Below are 13,195 nucleotides of genomic sequence, written 5' to 3'. Positions count from 1 at the left end.
ATCTAAACATTATTGTGCAGACCGGTTTTTTCGTCACTGCGAGCAGGCATTGCCAGCGTGAATCAATTCCAACGCTGTCATTCCGTGATTTATTCACGGAATCCAGTTAAAAATACTAATATTATTAGTATTTTTAGTTGTTTTACTAGATACCGTGAATAAGCCACGGTATGACATCGAACGGGTTTTCCAACCCACGCAACAATGCCACAAAAAGCATTTTTCACACTTAACACTTAGTAGATCAAACCGCAATACTTAAGCACTTGCAATTTCTTTAACATTCACGACTTTATGATTTCTCTTAGTTAAAAATTCTACTCTACCTTCTATCAAAGCAAATATTGTATGATCTTTGCCAAGCCCTACATTCGTTCCAGGATGAATTTTTGTGCCACGTTGTCTAACTATAATATTACCGGGTATTACATATTGTCCATCGGCTTTTTTAACTCCCAGCCTTCGACCGGCCGAGTCTCTTCCGTTCCTAGAACTACCACCGGCTTTTTTGGTTGCCATTTTATAATTCCTTTTAAGTTATTATTATTGTTTGGTAATATCTAATATTTTTAATTCCGTCAGTTCTTGACGATGACCGGCTTTACGACGATAATTTTTTCTACGCTTTTTCTTAAAGACTATAATTTTATTATCTTTAAGTTGGTTAGTAATTTCAGCCGTAACGACAGCCCCTTTAACTATTGGAGTACCAATAAAAGAAGGCTTTGAGTATTCGCCAATCATTAAAATTTGATCAAACTGAATTTTAGAGCCAAGTTCTCTATCAATTTTTTCGACTTTAATAATACTATTTCTGTCTACTTTATATTGTTTTCCACCTGCTTTTATAACTGCGAACATGAAAACTATCTCTTTAAAAATTTATAAATATTTGTCGTATCATATTATTATATTAGAAATTAGTCAATGATAATCTTATGTTATATCTATGGTATTTCTAACTAAATATAGACTAGTTAAAAATTTAACGTCATTGCGAGAAAATTGTGTAACAATTGACGAAGCAATCTAGTAAAAAATTCTGATTTACAGAATTTTTTTATTATTTTCTGGATTGCCACGCATTCTATGAATGTTCGCAATGACGATATTTATCTTTAGTTAGCAATGCCTATATCTATTAATACAAATATAATTGCGTATTGAGTTACCGCAGCAAATATTGCGGCTAGCAAATCATCAAGCATAACCCCTATACTGCCCTTAATATTTTTATCAAACCAATTAATAGGCCATGGTTTTAATATATCAAAAAACCGAAATAGACAAAAAGGTAATATGAAGAGTAATATAATATTTATTGTTAGCGGACTAAAATATTTAATTAAATGCGATTCGTTAGCAAATAAAGCAGAAAAAAATACTAAAACGATAGTTAGCATTTGCCCTACTACTTCATCAATTACCACTTCTTTGGGGTCTTCTGAATTTGTATAATTTAAATATATTTTAGTAAAATAAGTACCGAGTATTAAGAGTATCAAACATAGGCTAAAGCTTATAATAAATATACTGACAAGTTGAGCTTCACCGAGAGTAAGACTTGAGAAAGGAATGATTATTTTATTATTAACAATAAAATATATTAGGAAGTAAGTTAGAGGGAAAGCGGCAATCGATCCAAAAGTGCCTGGACAGTATTTTATTTTCCCGATATAAAAAAAAGTAGCAAAAAATTCTGAAAATTGTTTTTTAGTAAACATTTCTTTAATATTTTATCCTAGATTAGAGCTATAATATCTTATATAATAAAATTTTAACTTATACAGCAAAAATATCATGGGAATGAGCTTTAGCCATTTATTAATAGTTTTATTAATTATTTTTGTATTATTCGGTGCCGGTAAATTACCTCAAGTTATGTCCGATTTAGCCAAAGGTCTTAAAGCTTTTAAAGACGGCATGAAAGATGATGGTAGTGATAATGATAAAAGTAAATAATTAATATACTTGATGTTGTTGCCTGCGTGGATAACTAAACCGTTATTGCGAGAAGAATTACGTAGTAATTCGACGAAGCAATCCAGTAAAAATTCTGATTTACAGAATTTTTTTTATTATTTTCTGGATTGCCACGTCGCTTCGCTCCTCGCAATGACGATTCCGCCACACAACAACGCCCTAATTCCCTGAAACAGTAGAATATACACCATTCTCTTTCCTGATAATGTCATACCGTCTCTGTGCTACTCCATCGATGAAATGAATATTACCGGATAAACCTATATAAGGTTGTCTACTGTTCATTCTATTTAAAAACCTTTCAGATGCAAATTCATTGCCTATATAGTTTGCAGTCATACGTCCTAAATCATAAGAAAGAAGATGCATGAAGCCCATATGGTTAATACCTAAGTCTTTTGCCCTATCCGGAACGTTGCTATTGAGTAAATTTAAAGAACCGGTAAAGCTAATATCGATATTTTCAGGGTAATCGACATCAATACGGTTATCACCGATTAAAATCGCTTTTTTATCTAAATTATATTTACTAATGCTATCTGCAAGTAGGTTTAAATTTTTTGGATCATCCGATAGATAAATAACTGGCTTTGTCGTGTCGCTACGTTCATTTATAATATCGGTATTGTCTGAAATATTTCTCACGGCTTTTGCTATAGATTCAGGGTTATCATCATAGAGTTCACTCCGTGATAATGTTGCATTTTTCTGAATCAATATATTTTGCATTACTTGACTAATAGTCTGTGAATGTTTTCCTTTAGGTAATAAAGCCATAAAATCTTTATGGTCGTTATCTGCGTAATAATTGATGATGCGTATCAGTTGTTTTAAAGGTGCATGACCGAATACAAATAATTTATCTTCCGCAAGAGCTGGATTATTTGACATGGTTATTATAATAATATCATTTGCCTTTGCTTTTTCGGCTATTAGAGAGGTAAAGTTAGAATATAGAGGACCTAGAATAATTTTGGTTTTGCGTGCTACTATTTTATCCATAGCGGCTAAAACGTTTTTCTCGTCCGAACCATCATAAGAAGTCACATGTATATAAGATTTTACTCCGTCGTTCAGCCCCATTTTAATCAGATCTTTATATTGTTTCCCAACAATACTATCAGGACCTTGATTTGGCATTAAAACTGCTATCTCAATTTCTTTTTGTTCTTTTTTAGGGACGATTATCGGTTCTTCTTTAGGAGTTTGACAGGATGTTAAATATATCAAACAAAAAAATGATAGAACGATTCGTAGTTTATGTTTTATACTAGCCATAATGTTACTTAAAATTAAAAACTATGATTAGATATCTTTCCAAACCGGGATTATATATTGTTTCAACACCGATCGGTAATTTTGAAGATATAACTCTTCGTGCTATATCGACTTTAAAAAATTCAGATATTATCTTATGCGAGGATACTAGAATATCGCAAAAATTGCTAGCAAAACATGATATTCGTACTAAATTACAAATTTATAATGATCATAGTGACGAGAAAGATAGAGAAAATATCATAAGTTTAATAAAATCGGGTAATATAATAAGCTTAATTTCTGATGCGGGGACTCCTTTAATTTCTGACCCCGGCTATAAGTTAGTTAGAGGTTTGCGTAATCTTAACTGTCATATAGATGTAATACCGGGAGTATCTGCACCGATTACTGCCCTAACTTTATCGGCTCTTCCTACTGATCGATTTTTATTTCACGGATTTTTACCCAAAACTATAGAAAGTAAGAAAAAGATTTTTTCTGAGCTAGTAAATCTTAAGGCTACATTGATTTTTTTTGAAACCGCTCCTCGTTTGATAAACACCTTATCGGTAGCTAAAGATATACTTGGAAATCGAGAAATATGCGTAGCTCGTGAGTTAACTAAAATATATCAAGAAATAAAAACAGGGTATATAGATGAAATAATAGAGTTCTATAAAAATAATATTTTAAAAGGTGAGATAGTATTGTTGATTTCAGGAAATATACAAGAACAAAATCAACAAAAAAATTTAGAAAAATTTATAGAACTTTGCTTAAGTAAAAATTTAAGTAGCAAAACTACTACCGAACTTGCTTATGACAAATTCAAAGATGCTTATAGTAAGAAAGAGATATATAAATTAGTGAATGAGAGTAAGTAGAGTGGAGACCTAATCGTCATTGCGAGCGACTAAAAGGAGCGTAGCAATCTCATAAGTAGGACTCCTGAGATTGCTTCGTCAAAACTTACAGTTTTTCCTCGCAATGACATGGGTTGCTAATGGCAACCGCAGCCTTTTTTAGGCTTATTTCTTTCTGCTGAATTTTCAAGTTTTTTACCGGCTGCCTGCATATCTTGACCTGCCCCTTGCATTGTATTACAAGCACTTGTTAAGAAAGCTACAGCTACTAATATAGAAGTTATAAGTGCTGAACGCATAAATTTTACCTTTATCAAATTGAGCTTAGATATTATGAATTAAGCAAGAAATTGTCAACTTGAAAATACTTGTTGACAAATTATTAATTTCTTAGTACTTAATTAAGAATTAATATTTAAAAAAAGTTATAGCATGAAAGGAATCGATGATCAATTGAAAGAAGCATTATCTTCTATGCAAGATGGGGTTTTAGATTGTACGAATTTAGAGGAAATAAGTTTGCAAGAGATTTTTAATTTTCTTCAAAGCCCTGATATAGTAAAAGATAAAATCATCTCTCTTGATATATCGACTTATGAAAATTGGAAAGAAGTAAATGATTTTATTTCGCAAGTAAATGATAATTCATCTTTTAAGCCTCAAGCGATAAAAATTTATATCTTCAATAGATATATGGAGGAAATTTTTAATTTAAGATTAAAAACAGGAATAAATATTACTAATGATACTTATGTTAAGTTAGCAGATCATAGAAAAGAGGATTTATTAAAAAAATTCTTAGAGGAATTTAAAAAAAATAATTTTACTAAAGATGAAGGACAGTTAAGTCAATTTATAAAAGCTGCCTGTAAAGAAGCAAAAACACCTGATGATATGGAAATCCAGTATATTCAGGCTTTGCGGATTTGTTCTGAGTTTAACTTCAAGAAGGTAGATGCAAAATATTCTGATTTACAATCTAGTTTTACAAAATTATATAAAGCACAAGAGGTAAACTCAGAAATTCATCATTATAAGCAGGAAGATGATTTGCATTTTTATATGGTAAAAGCCACCGGAGCAAATATATCTACTTGGCAAGTTTTTTTGAATAAACAAAGTAGTTTTCAAAAATCTTATAAAGGCAATGATCTAGCGATAAAAAACTTTGATATGGGAAGGAAAGCCTTTTCCGCTAGCTTAAATTATCATGATCAAGATTTAACTGATGTATATATAGCCTTTGTTTCCAATAAAATATGGGAAAAAGGTAACCAGCTTGATCCTTTATCTATAGAGATGGTTATAACCATGCTGACTTCTCAAAATGCAAGCTTTATTTCGCATTCCGGTATAGCAAGAACCCCAATATATCAAGCAGCATCTAGTACTACTATAAAACATAAAAATCTTGCAGTTAAGCTTCACAGTTTTATTGCTGCTTGTGCCAAAGAGATTTACTCTAATAAAGAATATATGATTACTGTACCGGCAAAAGCAATGACACAAATAATTCTTAAAGAATATGAAAGAAAAAAAGTTTTAGATAAAATCTATATAGGACATCAGAAAGAAATTTCAGATGGAAACAAAGCTCCTATAAAACTGATTGAGGATGAGGGCAAAACTTTATTCAGTCTTTATAATAAAAATAACAACATATTACATGAACTAACTGTTAAACAAATGGGAGGAGAATTTGCTTGGTTTTGTAAACATCCTTATCTATTCAAGGATCAATGTAATAGTGCACCGCTCGTTACTTGTGATTTAGAAACATTAGCAACGCTTGACCCTAAACCTAATCCTATAGAACACGAATATTATTCAGAAATAATTGGTGATGCGTATCTAATATAATACTCACAATACTCTTTAATAGGGCAGATATCGCAATCGGCTTTTCTAGCTTTGCAAATATATCTGCCATGCAGAATTAACCAGTGATGGGCGTGAGTTAGCCATTTCTCATTAATAATTTGCAGTAGCTCTTTTTCTACTATTTCAGGACTATTACCTTTAGCAAGCCCAATCCTTTTGGCTACTCTAAAGACATGCGTATCAACTGCCATTGTCGGCATACCGAATAAGCAGTTTAGTACAACATTAGCAGTTTTTCTACCGACACCGGGCAGTTTAATTAATTCCTTAAAATCATTCGGTACTGAAGCTTGATAATTACTTATCAATATTTTACATAATGCGATAATATTTTTTGCTTTGCTGTTAAATAGTCCAATAGATTTTATATATTTTTTAAGCCCTTCTTCACCTAGTTCTAAAATTTTTTCCGGTGTATCGTAAGTTTCAAATAAAGATTTAGTCGCTAAATTTACCGATATATCGGTGGCTTGAGCAGATAATATTACCGCTACTAATAAGGTGAAATCATTCTTATATATTAATTCGGTTTTCGGATTTGGATTATTCTTGCTGAAAATCTCAAAAATTTTATTAACTATTTGTGCTTGCATGATGTATTATGAAGAGTATATTTTAGAGAATAATATTTATATCAGGTTTTGAATGACGGAAAATAAAAATTTTAAATTTATAGAAAATGAAATAAAAAATAATAAAGTAGTATTGTTCATGAAAGGTACTAAAGAATCGCCTGCATGCGGATTTTCAGGAACCGTAGTAGCTATTTTAAATAAATTAGGTGTAGAATTTCGTGATATTAATGTACTTTTTGATGCTGAATTACGTGAAGATTTAAAAAAATTTAGCGACTGGCCGACATTCCCGCAATTATATATTAATGGTGAGTTGGTTGGCGGATGTGATATTGCTAAAGAGTTATATCAAAGCGGTGAGCTTGAGAAGATGTTAAGAGAGTAATGTCATTGCGAGGAAAGGCGAAGCCTTGACGTGGCAATCTCATGAAGTAGTATTAAATTTCTGAGATTGCCGCACTCGCTCCGCTCGTTCGCAATGACGGAAAAATAACAATTTTATAAAAAACATGAACAAATATTTAGAATATCCAGAAGTAGAAAGTAAAGAGCAGCCGCCGAAGAAGCTAGTAGTATTACTGCACGGTGTCGGTTCAGACGGACACGATCTTATAGGACTTGTGCCTTATATCAAAAATGATTTACCCAATTGTCATTTTATTTCCCCGCATGGTATCGAGGCTTATGATATTATGCCTTACGGTAGACAATGGTTTAGCTTGCAAGACCGTAGTCCACATATTATAGCAAAGCTAATTGCGAATAATATTTCTAAACTTGAAGATATAATAAAACAAAAGCAAGAAGAGCTCAATCTAACCAACAAAGATACTATCATTATCGGTTTTTCTCAAGGTACTATGATTGGTTTATATTTAACCCTGATTCAGCGAGAACCGTTTTTTTGTACTATAGGTTTTTCGGGTGCATTAATTCCACCTATGGAAGTTAATAATAAGCTTACCCCTATATGTTTAATTCATGGGGAATTAGATGAGGTGGTCGGTGTTAGTGAGATGTATAATGCTTCAAACTATTTATCTAAGCTTCATATAGAGCATACTGGGCATAAATTAACTTCTCTTGCTCATTCAATAGACGGACGAGGACTTGAGATTGCGATTAATTTTATAAATAACCGCGATTGCGAGCAGCCGTAAGCTGCGTGGACACTAAATCGTCATTGCGAGGAGCGAAGCGACGTGGCAATCCAAAAAAAATAATTAAAAAAATTCTGATTTACAGAATTTTTTACTAGATTGCTTCGTCAATTACTTCGTAATTTTCCTCGCAATGACGAAAAAAACCAAAAAAATATGAGGATGAATGAATATTTTTAATAATAATTTACGTGAAACGGATAAAGAAATTGATGAAATAATAAAGCACGAAAAAGCTCGTCAAAATAGCGTAATTGAGCTTATTGCATCAGAGAATTTTGTAAGTCCTGCAGTTCTTGAAGCTCAAGGGTCGATTCTGACTAATAAATATGCTGAAGGATATTCCGGCAAACGTTTTTATAACGGTTGCGAGGAAGTCGATAAAGCTGAGAATTTAGCTATAGAGCGAGTAAAAAAACTCTTTAACTGCAAATATGCAAACGTGCAACCTCATTCCGGTTCACAAGCAAACCAAGCCGTGTATCTTGCTTTATTACAGCCGAGTGATACAATTCTTGGCATGTCTTTAGATAGTGGCGGGCATCTAACACACGGTGCAGCCCCGAATATGTCCGGTAAATGGTTTAACGCCGTTTCTTATAGCGTAAATAAAGAGACTTATTTAATCGATTATGATGAGATTGAACGCTTAGCGGATTTGCATAAACCGAAATTACTTATAGCCGGTTTTTCTGCTTATCCTCGTAATATTGATTTTGCTAAATTTAGAGAAATAGCGGATAAAGTAGGGGCTTACTTTATGGCAGACATTGCTCATATTGCAGGACTTGTTGCCACAGGCGAGCATCAAAGCCCTATTCCTTATGCTCATGTTGTTACCTCTACCACTCACAAAACACTTAGAGGACCGCGAGGCGGTTTAATTTTATCTAACGACGAAGAGATAGGCAAAAAGATAAATTCTGCATTATTTCCAGGACTACAAGGCGGTCCGTTAATGCATATAATCGCCGCAAAAGCCGTAGCTTTTTTAGAAAATTTGCAGCCTGAATATAAAAGCTATATTAAGCAGGTAATAAGTAATGCTAAAGCTTTAGCAAGTAGCTTGCAAGAAAGAGGATATGATATATTAACAGGCGGAACAGATAATCATATTGTTTTAGTGGATTTGCGTAAAAACGGAATTACCGGAAAGCTTGCTGCTAATTCTTTAGATAGAGCAGGGATTACATGTAATAAGAATGCTATCCCCTTTGATGAAACTTCGCCTTTTATCACTTCAGGTATTCGTCTTGGCACTCCGGCATGCACTACTAGAGGATTTAAAGAAAAGGATTTTGTATTAGTCGGTCATATGGTAGCAGATATTTTAGACGGCTTAAAAAATAATGAAGATAATGGTAAAGCCGAGCAAAAAGTACTAACTGAAGTAACAAAACTAATTAAATTATTTCCGTTTTATACTCGGTGAATTTCAAAAATTGGCGTTATCGTTCTATAAGAGCGCAGGTAGCCACGTATTATTATACGCTCCGCTCCTTGCCTTGTGAACTCCTCGCTCTTTTTGAAATTGACCTTCGTATACAACTATTCATTTCACAGGAGTATATGTCTAATTTAAACAAAAGACCGGATTGGATAAAAGTAAAAGCTCCGAATTCCGCAGAATATTATAATACAAAAGATTTAATAAAGAATCTGAGATTAAATACTGTGTGCGAGGAAGCTGCTTGTCCTAATATCGGTGAGTGCTGGTCGAAAAAACATGCAACCGTGATGATTTTAGGTTCGGTTTGTACTAGAGCCTGTAGGTTTTGTAATGTCAAAACGGGTAGACCGGATTTGCTCGACCCGCACGAACCGCAAAGGTTAGCGGAAGCGGTACAAAAGTTAAATCTTAAGCATGTAGTAATTACTTCCGTCGATCGTGATGATCTTGATGATGGCGGAGCTACGCATTTTGCGGAGTGTATTAGCGAAATTAGAAAATCATCGCCAAATACTATTATTGAGATTCTAACTCCTGATTTTTTAAGAAAAGAAGGAGCAGCTGAAATAATAGCTAATTCAAAGCCTGACGTCTTTAACCATAATGTTGAAACAGTACCATCTTTATACAAAACGATTAGACCAGGGGCTAGATATTATAATTCTTTAAGCTTACTTCACAATATCAAAAAATTATCTCCTGAAATTTTTACAAAATCCGGTATGATGGTAGGGCTTGGAGAAGAAATAAGTGAAGTAATACAGGTTATGGATGATTTAAGAGAAGCAAAGGTTGATTTTCTAACTATCGGGCAGTATCTGCAACCTACTAAAAATCATGCTGAGGTCGCAAAATATGTTACTCCCGAAGAGTTTAAATATTTAGAGCGAATAGCAAGAACAAAAGGATTCTTGATGGTTTCGGCAACCCCGCTAACCCGTTCTTCATACCATGCCGATGAGGATTTTCAAAAATTAAAAGAGAATTATCAACAGCGTCATTGCGAGGAGGCATTGCCCGCGTGAATCAATTTCACCTTTGTCATCCTGTGGCTTGACCTATAGTACCGGACAATTTTTAAAAAGCTCTCGATGTCATCCCTGCGAAAGCAGGGATGACATAAAGTGAAAATTGTCCGGTACTATAGGTCAAGCCACGGGGTGACAGTGAAAAGTACTGGATTCTCGCTTTTGCGGGAATGACATTGATGTGATAGGATTAAGAAATGATAAACGTAGAAATCATAAAAAATTACGACAAATGGCGTGAGCATAAGCAGATAAATAAGAGTTTAATCAAAAAAATAACTCAAAATGTTTTATTGCGGTTTGATAATTTTAGTAAAATAAAACAATTTGAATTATCAATTTTACTAACAAATACTGCAGAAATATTGACCTTAAACAAACAATTTCGTAATATAGAAAAAGCTACTAACGTTCTTTCTTTTCCAAGCAACGAATTAAATTGGCAGGATTTATATTCTAAACTTGAATTTTTAGGCGACTCTGATTATATACATTTAGGTGATATAGCATTTTGTTATGAGGTAATATATAATGAATCGTGCGAGCAGCAAAAAAATTTTGAGAATCATTTTATTCATCTTTTAATACATAGTATTTTACACTTAATTGGGTTTGATCATCAAAATGACACAGAAGCAAATATTATGGAAAATCTAGAAATTGAAATATTATCATATTTCGGTATTTCTTCCCCTTATTAACTAAATAAAAAAATTTATGTTAAAATCTTCAAAAAAAGAAGATTCTAGTAAAAAAAATCAAAATAATAAGTTAATTTTTACTGTACGAAAATTATTCTCTCCGATAAAAAATTTTTTTAGAAAAACAAAAACGCCTTTAGACGAGCGTAATATTTTAGCTAATTTATTGGAGCTAGAAGATAAAACTATTGAAGATATAATGGTACCGCGTTCCGATATTGCGGCAATAAAATTAACTACGAATCTAGAAGAATTAAGTGAGTCTATTAAGTTAGAAGTCCCACATACACGAACTCTTATATATGACGGTACTTTAGACAATGTAGTAGGGTTCATTCATATCAAGGATTTATTTAAAGCATTGGCTACAAAGCAAAATGGTCGTCTAAAAAAGCTTATACGTAAGCATATAATTGCAGCTCCTTCTATGAAATTATTAGATTTGTTAGCAAAAATGCGTCGTGAGAGAACACATATTGCAATAGTTGTTGATGAGTATGGCGGTACTGACGGTTTAGTTACTATTGAAGATCTTATAGAAGAAATAGTAGGGCGAATTGATGATGAGCATGATCAGCAATTAGATAGCGATAATTTCAAGGTTATTAATAACTCAACAATTATTTCAAATGCACGTGTTGAAGTAGAAGTGCTTGAAGAAATAATAGGAGAAAAGCTAAAAAATGATGATGATGAGTTTGATACGATAGGAGGACTCGTATTGACTAGAGTCGGTAGTGTTCCGGCTATCGGTACTAGAATAGATATTTCAGAAAATATTGAAATTGAAGTTACGGACGCAACTCCTCGTTCTTTAAAACAAGTCAAAATTAGACTAAAAAATGGCTTGAATAGTAATAAAATTTAATTAAATAAATATGAATTTAGAGAGGCTTGCCCTCTAAATTCATTAAAAATATTTTGTTATTATATTTCAATATTATATTCTACTTCTCCAATTAATCCTTCTTCTTGGGTATTTGTTTCCATATAATAATTATAACAGGCTTCTCCTACTTTAATTGCATCTAATGTTCCCATTATGCCGGCAGCACATGCCATAGCAATTTTTAAAGGTGGATCAATTACTACTACATAAATTCCAACAGCACACGCTCCTACTACTGCAAGCTTACCGTACCAAGGGTTTGTATTATCGTTTACTATATCATTGATTATTTCTTTAAGCATAAATATAAATCTATTAATTAATATTAAATTTTAGAAGCATAATATATAACTAAGTATTAATTAATTGTCAATGATAATTACCACGAAACATGGTAAAACATAATTTTATGATATTATTTTTATTTGACTTAGAAGAGAAATTTGAGTTAAATATCGAAGCTCTATACATAAAAAATTATCGTTATGAATGAATTACATATTAAATTACAAAATTATAGTAGCCCATATCCTGAAGAAATTGTTACAAAAACAAAAATGCTTGAATTTTTAAATGAATATGACAACCCTTTTAGCCGAGATTTACAAATAGGGCATTTCACTGCTTCGGCTTTTTTACTTAATAATGATAAAACGAAATTTTTATTGATGCACCATAAAAAGCTTGATAAATGGCTTCAACCAGGTGGTCATTGTGACGGAGATAGTAATATATTAAATGTAGCGATTAAAGAAGCTATAGAAGAATCCGGAATTAATGAAATAAAAACTATAGATAAAAAGATTTTTGATATAGACACCCATTATATTCCGCAAACTCATAAGGAGCCTGCTCATTATCATTATGATGTACGATTTTTACTAAAAACAGTAAATAATGATAATTTTATAAAAAATAACGAATCGAATGAACTTAAATGGTTTAACTTTTCTGATTATTCAAAATTAGATATTAAGCTAGAACGTTCTGTTACTAGAATGATAGAAAAGTTTATAAAACTGAGGTCCTGTACACTTTTAATAGAATAATCATAATTATAGCTCTTTTTAGCCGCAAATTATAAGATTTTTTTGAAATATGAATAACTATTCCGACAAAAATCTTATTAATTTTCGCTTAAAAATATCTTATAATTATAATCATTAATCAAAAGTGCACAGAACCTAACCATCCTGCTTGTTAAATATAAGTTATTTCTCTATAATGGCATTTTTTAAATAAAATATAAATCAAATGCCATTATCTAGAATTTTTTCATTCCGTAGTAAGAATAAGGAAACTAACACTCCAAAAAACCTCAAAATTACGCATCCAAAGCCAATTAATGAGATTGGATATGTAAACCTCTAGCCGGTGAAGTTGTTACTATTAAACTTAAGGATCA

At 32.2% G+C, this 13,195-nt stretch carries 17 protein-coding genes and 1 pseudogene; 10 read left to right on the top strand and 8 right to left on the bottom strand.

Going from position 1 to position 13,195, the window contains the following annotated elements:
- Window positions 1-258: 258 nt before the first annotated feature.
- The 4 genes and pseudogenes from rpmA to H6P87_RS06120 all read right to left on the bottom strand — a co-directional run bounded on the left by rpmA (window position 259) and on the right by H6P87_RS06120 (window position 1,724).
- On the bottom strand, window positions 259-519 hold the full coding sequence (gene rpmA / locus H6P87_RS06130; protein ID WP_147143391.1) for a 50S ribosomal protein L27: 261 nt from the start codon (window positions 517-519) through the stop codon (window positions 259-261).
- Window positions 520-543: 24 nt separating this feature from the next.
- Window positions 544-861 carry a 50S ribosomal protein L21 gene (gene rplU, locus H6P87_RS06125; protein WP_202069229.1) on the bottom strand — a complete coding sequence of 106 codons (318 nt, stop codon included), beginning with the start codon at window positions 859-861 and terminating at the stop codon, window positions 544-546.
- A 102-nt stretch (window positions 862-963) separates the two neighbouring features.
- A pseudogene (locus H6P87_RS07575) lies at window positions 964-1,084 on the bottom strand (lytic transglycosylase domain-containing protein); the annotation flags it as partial.
- A gap of 34 nt (window positions 1,085-1,118) precedes the next feature.
- Entirely contained in the window at window positions 1,119-1,724 is a 606-nt protein-coding gene (locus tag H6P87_RS06120) for a phosphatidylglycerophosphatase A family protein (protein WP_202069227.1), read from the bottom strand.
- A gap of 76 nt (window positions 1,725-1,800) precedes the next feature.
- On the opposite strand from H6P87_RS06120, the gene tatA reads away from it, so the two are divergent.
- Window positions 1,801-1,962, top strand: a complete 162-nt coding sequence (gene tatA, locus H6P87_RS06115; RefSeq protein ID WP_202069225.1) for a twin-arginine translocase TatA — start codon at window positions 1,801-1,803, stop codon at window positions 1,960-1,962.
- Window positions 1,963-2,142: 180 nt separating this feature from the next.
- Here tatA and H6P87_RS06110 read toward each other — a convergent pair whose 3' ends face one another.
- Entirely contained in the window at window positions 2,143-3,261 is a 1,119-nt protein-coding gene (locus H6P87_RS06110; protein ID WP_202069223.1) for a penicillin-binding protein activator, read from the bottom strand.
- Window positions 3,262-3,284: 23 nt separating this feature from the next.
- Between H6P87_RS06110 and rsmI the strand changes: the two genes are divergently transcribed.
- A complete protein-coding gene (gene rsmI, locus H6P87_RS06105; RefSeq protein WP_202069221.1) occupies window positions 3,285-4,127 on the top strand; it encodes a 16S rRNA (cytidine(1402)-2'-O)-methyltransferase in 843 nt (280 codons plus the stop codon).
- Between the two features lie 116 nt (window positions 4,128-4,243).
- Here the strand turns inward: rsmI and H6P87_RS06100 are convergent, their stop codons facing one another.
- The gene (locus H6P87_RS06100; protein WP_202069219.1) at window positions 4,244-4,405 is read right to left on the bottom strand and encodes an entericidin A/B family lipoprotein; all 162 of its coding nucleotides are present in this window, start codon (window positions 4,403-4,405) and stop codon (window positions 4,244-4,246) included.
- A gap of 133 nt (window positions 4,406-4,538) precedes the next feature.
- On the opposite strand from H6P87_RS06100, the gene H6P87_RS06095 reads away from it, so the two are divergent.
- A complete protein-coding gene (locus tag H6P87_RS06095; protein WP_246437855.1) occupies window positions 4,539-5,966 on the top strand; it encodes a hypothetical protein in 1,428 nt (475 codons plus the stop codon).
- Here H6P87_RS06095 and nth read toward each other — a convergent pair.
- A complete protein-coding gene (gene nth, locus H6P87_RS06090; protein ID WP_202069212.1) occupies window positions 5,930-6,580 on the bottom strand; it encodes an endonuclease III in 651 nt (216 codons plus the stop codon). The two genes, H6P87_RS06095 and nth, sit on opposite strands and share 37 nt — an antisense overlap.
- 52 nt (window positions 6,581-6,632) lie before the next feature.
- Here nth and grxD point away from each other — a divergent pair, with 52 nt between their 5' ends.
- The 6 genes from grxD to tlyC all read left to right on the top strand — a co-directional run bounded on the left by grxD (window position 6,633) and on the right by tlyC (window position 11,769).
- Entirely contained in the window at window positions 6,633-6,947 is a 315-nt protein-coding gene (grxD, locus tag H6P87_RS06085) for a Grx4 family monothiol glutaredoxin (RefSeq protein ID WP_202069203.1), read from the top strand.
- Between the two features lie 124 nt (window positions 6,948-7,071).
- Window positions 7,072-7,722 carry an alpha/beta hydrolase family protein gene (locus H6P87_RS06080; RefSeq protein ID WP_202069198.1) on the top strand — a complete coding sequence of 217 codons (651 nt, stop codon included), beginning with the start codon at window positions 7,072-7,074 and terminating at the stop codon, window positions 7,720-7,722.
- Between the two features lie 166 nt (window positions 7,723-7,888).
- Window positions 7,889-9,154 carry a serine hydroxymethyltransferase gene (gene glyA, locus H6P87_RS06070; RefSeq protein WP_202069196.1) on the top strand — a complete coding sequence of 422 codons (1,266 nt, stop codon included), beginning with the start codon at window positions 7,889-7,891 and terminating at the stop codon, window positions 9,152-9,154.
- Between the two features lie 137 nt (window positions 9,155-9,291).
- Window positions 9,292-10,197: a lipoyl synthase gene (gene lipA / locus H6P87_RS06060; protein WP_202069193.1), complete on the top strand. Its 906-nt coding sequence runs from the start codon at window positions 9,292-9,294 to the stop codon at window positions 10,195-10,197.
- A gap of 200 nt (window positions 10,198-10,397) precedes the next feature.
- On the top strand, window positions 10,398-10,901 hold the full coding sequence (ybeY, locus tag H6P87_RS06055; protein WP_011271491.1) for an rRNA maturation RNase YbeY: 504 nt from the start codon (window positions 10,398-10,400) through the stop codon (window positions 10,899-10,901).
- 16 nt (window positions 10,902-10,917) lie between these two features.
- On the top strand, window positions 10,918-11,769 hold the full coding sequence (gene tlyC, locus H6P87_RS06050) for a hemolysin C (protein WP_202069191.1): 852 nt from the start codon (window positions 10,918-10,920) through the stop codon (window positions 11,767-11,769).
- A gap of 59 nt (window positions 11,770-11,828) precedes the next feature.
- Here tlyC and H6P87_RS06045 read toward each other — a convergent pair whose 3' ends face one another.
- Window positions 11,829-12,092 (bottom strand): hypothetical protein, encoded by a 264-nt coding sequence (locus H6P87_RS06045; RefSeq protein ID WP_202069189.1) that lies wholly within the window; start codon window positions 12,090-12,092, stop codon window positions 11,829-11,831.
- 366 nt (window positions 12,093-12,458) lie between these two features.
- Here H6P87_RS06045 and H6P87_RS06040 point away from each other — a divergent pair, with 366 nt between their 5' ends.
- On the top strand, window positions 12,459-12,839 hold the full coding sequence (locus H6P87_RS06040) for an NUDIX hydrolase (RefSeq protein ID WP_246438128.1): 381 nt from the start codon (window positions 12,459-12,461) through the stop codon (window positions 12,837-12,839).
- Window positions 12,840-13,195 lie beyond the last annotated feature (356 nt).

The organism is Rickettsia tillamookensis, from assembly GCF_016743795.2.
GTDB classification, from domain to species: domain Bacteria; phylum Pseudomonadota; class Alphaproteobacteria; order Rickettsiales; family Rickettsiaceae; genus Rickettsia; species Rickettsia tillamookensis.
Note: the sequence above shows the minus strand (reverse complement) of the source record. Positions and strands in the feature narration are given on the sequence as shown.

What these genes read in the sequence shown, in the direction of transcription:
- rpmA (WP_147143391.1), bottom strand. Translation starts at nt 519, where the DNA reads ATGGCAACCAAAAAAGCCGGTGGTAGTTCTAGGAACGGAAGAGACTCG.
- rplU (WP_202069229.1), bottom strand. Translation starts at nt 861, where the DNA reads ATGTTCGCAGTTATAAAAGCAGGTGGAAAACAATATAAAGTAGACAGA.
- H6P87_RS06120 (WP_202069227.1), bottom strand. Translation starts at nt 1,724, where the DNA reads ATGTTTACTAAAAAACAATTTTCAGAATTTTTTGCTACTTTTTTTTAT.
- tatA (WP_202069225.1), top strand. Translation starts at nt 1,801, where the DNA reads ATGGGAATGAGCTTTAGCCATTTATTAATAGTTTTATTAATTATTTTT.
- H6P87_RS06110 (WP_202069223.1), bottom strand. Translation starts at nt 3,261, where the DNA reads ATGGCTAGTATAAAACATAAACTACGAATCGTTCTATCATTTTTTTGT.
- rsmI (WP_202069221.1), top strand. Translation starts at nt 3,285, where the DNA reads ATGATTAGATATCTTTCCAAACCGGGATTATATATTGTTTCAACACCG.
- H6P87_RS06100 (WP_202069219.1), bottom strand. Translation starts at nt 4,405, where the DNA reads ATGCGTTCAGCACTTATAACTTCTATATTAGTAGCTGTAGCTTTCTTA.
- H6P87_RS06095 (WP_246437855.1), top strand. Translation starts at nt 4,539, where the DNA reads ATGAAAGGAATCGATGATCAATTGAAAGAAGCATTATCTTCTATGCAA.
- nth (WP_202069212.1), bottom strand. Translation starts at nt 6,580, where the DNA reads ATGCAAGCACAAATAGTTAATAAAATTTTTGAGATTTTCAGCAAGAAT.
- grxD (WP_202069203.1), top strand. Translation starts at nt 6,633, where the DNA reads ATGACGGAAAATAAAAATTTTAAATTTATAGAAAATGAAATAAAAAAT.
- H6P87_RS06080 (WP_202069198.1), top strand. Translation starts at nt 7,072, where the DNA reads ATGAACAAATATTTAGAATATCCAGAAGTAGAAAGTAAAGAGCAGCCG.
- glyA (WP_202069196.1), top strand. Translation starts at nt 7,889, where the DNA reads ATGAATATTTTTAATAATAATTTACGTGAAACGGATAAAGAAATTGAT.
- lipA (WP_202069193.1), top strand. Translation starts at nt 9,292, where the DNA reads ATGTCTAATTTAAACAAAAGACCGGATTGGATAAAAGTAAAAGCTCCG.
- ybeY (WP_011271491.1), top strand. Translation starts at nt 10,398, where the DNA reads ATGATAAACGTAGAAATCATAAAAAATTACGACAAATGGCGTGAGCAT.
- tlyC (WP_202069191.1), top strand. Translation starts at nt 10,918, where the DNA reads ATGTTAAAATCTTCAAAAAAAGAAGATTCTAGTAAAAAAAATCAAAAT.
- H6P87_RS06045 (WP_202069189.1), bottom strand. Translation starts at nt 12,092, where the DNA reads ATGCTTAAAGAAATAATCAATGATATAGTAAACGATAATACAAACCCT.
- H6P87_RS06040 (WP_246438128.1), top strand. Translation starts at nt 12,459, where the DNA reads ATGCACCATAAAAAGCTTGATAAATGGCTTCAACCAGGTGGTCATTGT.